Source organism: Streptomyces sparsus (genome assembly GCF_054776295.1).
This window is the reverse complement of record NZ_BAAHCA010000893.1, coordinates 1-1,997: the sequence shown is the minus strand read 5'-3', so window position 1 is coordinate 1,997 and position 1,997 is coordinate 1. Positions and strand designations below refer to the sequence as shown.

Below are 1,997 nucleotides of genomic sequence, written 5' to 3'. Positions count from 1 at the left end.
CCTGCGGCTGGGCGCCCTGCTGGTGGTGCTGGCGCCGCTGACCTGGACGGTGGCGCAGCTCGCCGCACTGCCGCTGGCCGCCTGACGGGATCGCGCGCCGGGTGGGGAAGGTGCGCTCCGGGCTTCCCAGCCGCCCGCCCGAGACGTTTAGCCGCCGCCCAGCCGGACCACCTCGGCCGGATCAAAAGCGACCGACACCGCCGTGCCGCTCTCGGGCGCGTCCCGCAGGGGGCACGCCGCCTCCAGCACCGGCCCGCGCTCCGGCTGGAGCAGCAGCGCCACGTGGTCGCCGCGGAACGTACGGGCCTGGACGGTACAGGCGAGCCCGGACTCCCCCACGTCCCCGAGTCGCACGCCGGACGGCCGGACCAGCAGGTCGCAGGCGCCTTCCGTGGTCCGCTCGGGAACCGGCACCGGTCCCCACGCCGTGTCCGCGACGGTCCCGCGCACGGTGGCCGGCACCACGTTGTCGAAGCCCAGGAAGCGCGCCACGAACTCGTCCGCCGGCCGCTGCCACACCTCCAGCGGACTGCCGCTCTGCGCGATCCGGCCGTCCCGCATCACCACCACATGGTCGGCCAGCGCGAAAGCCTCCCCCTGGTCGTGGGTCACGGCCAGCACCGTCGTGCCGAGTCGGCCGAACAACTGCCGCAACTCGACGACGAGACGCTCACGCAGATGCCGGTCGAGTTGCCCGAGCGGCTCGTCGAGCATCAGCAGCCCCGGCTCCGGTGCCAACGCGCGGGCCAACGCGACACGTTGCTGCTCGCCACCGGACAGCGAGGCGACCGCGCGGCGCTGCGCGCCGGGCAGGCCCACCAGTTCGAGCAGCGAGGCGACGTGTTTGTCCCGCTGGGACCTGTCCACGCCCCGCATGCGCAGCCCGAAGGCGACGTTGCCGCCGACGTCGCGCTGCGGGAACAGCTGGTGGTCCTGGAACATCAACCCCAGCCCGCGGCGGTGCGCCGGCACCGCGCTCTGGTCCCGGCCGGCCAGCAACACCCGCCCCTCGTCCATGGGTTGGAGGCCGGCGACGACCCGCAGCAAGGTGGACTTGCCGCTGCCGCTGGGGCCGAGCACACACACGACCCGACCCTCGGGCACGTCCAGGTCCACCGCGTCCAGCACGGCACGGTCGCCGAACCGCACGGTGACGGACTCCAGTCGCAAGGACGCCATGGTCAGAACTCCCCCGAACGATCGGTGCGCAGACGCTCCAGCGCCAGCAGCGTGACGGCGCAGACCACCATCAGCACCGTGCTCAGTGCCATGGCCTGCCCGTAGTTGAGCTCCCCCGCCCTGCCCAGCAGCCGCTCCACGGCGACCGGCAGCGTCGGGGCGTCGGCCCGGGCGATGAACACGGTCGCACCGAACTCGCCGAGCGAGACGGCGAACGCGAAACCCGCCGCCACCAGCAACGCCCGCCGCACCAGAGGCAGATCCACCTCGCGCCAGGCCCGCAGCGGTGACGCGCCCAGCACCGCCGCCGCCTCCCTGAGCCGCTCGTCGACGGCCCTCAGCACCGGCAGCATCGTGCGGACCACGAAGGGCACACCGACCAGCGCCTGGGCCAGCGGGACGAGGATCCACGACGAGCGCAGGTCGAGCGGCGGTTCGTCCAACGCGATCAGGAAGCCGAACCCGACGGTCACCGCGGACGTGCCCAGCGGCAGCATCAGCAGCGCGTCGAACCCACGGAAGAACCCACCCCCGCGGCGGGCCAGCGCGGCAGCCGCCGACCCGCCCACGACCAGCGCGATCGCCGTGGCCACCGCGGCGTACGCCAGCGAGTTGCCGACCGCGGTGAACGGTGTCACCACGAAGGTGCTGGTGGCGTCCGGCGGCGAGCGCAGCGCCCGGTAGAACGCCAGCCCGTACCCGTCAGGGCCGGCCAGTGAACGTTCCACCAGCACGGCCAGCGGCAGCACCAGCAGCACCGCGATGACGGCCAGCTGGGACCACAGCAGCGCCCACTGCCACCGTCCGCGCGGCCGGCG

General features: G+C 73.9%; 2 protein-coding genes. Both read right to left on the bottom strand.

What is annotated here, in order from left to right:
- Positions 1-147: 147 nt before the first annotated feature.
- A complete protein-coding gene (locus ACYVE9_RS24620) occupies positions 148-1,179 on the bottom strand; it encodes an ABC transporter ATP-binding protein (RefSeq protein ID WP_461030098.1) in 1,032 nt (343 codons plus the stop codon).
- A 2-nt stretch (positions 1,180-1,181) separates the two neighbouring features.
- Positions 1,182-1,997 (bottom strand): ABC transporter permease (locus tag ACYVE9_RS24615; RefSeq protein ID WP_461030097.1); only part of this gene is annotated, 816 nt, incomplete at its 5' end.

What these genes read in the sequence shown, in the direction of transcription:
- ACYVE9_RS24620 (WP_461030098.1), bottom strand. Translation starts at nt 1,179, where the DNA reads ATGGCGTCCTTGCGACTGGAGTCCGTCACCGTGCGGTTCGGCGACCGT.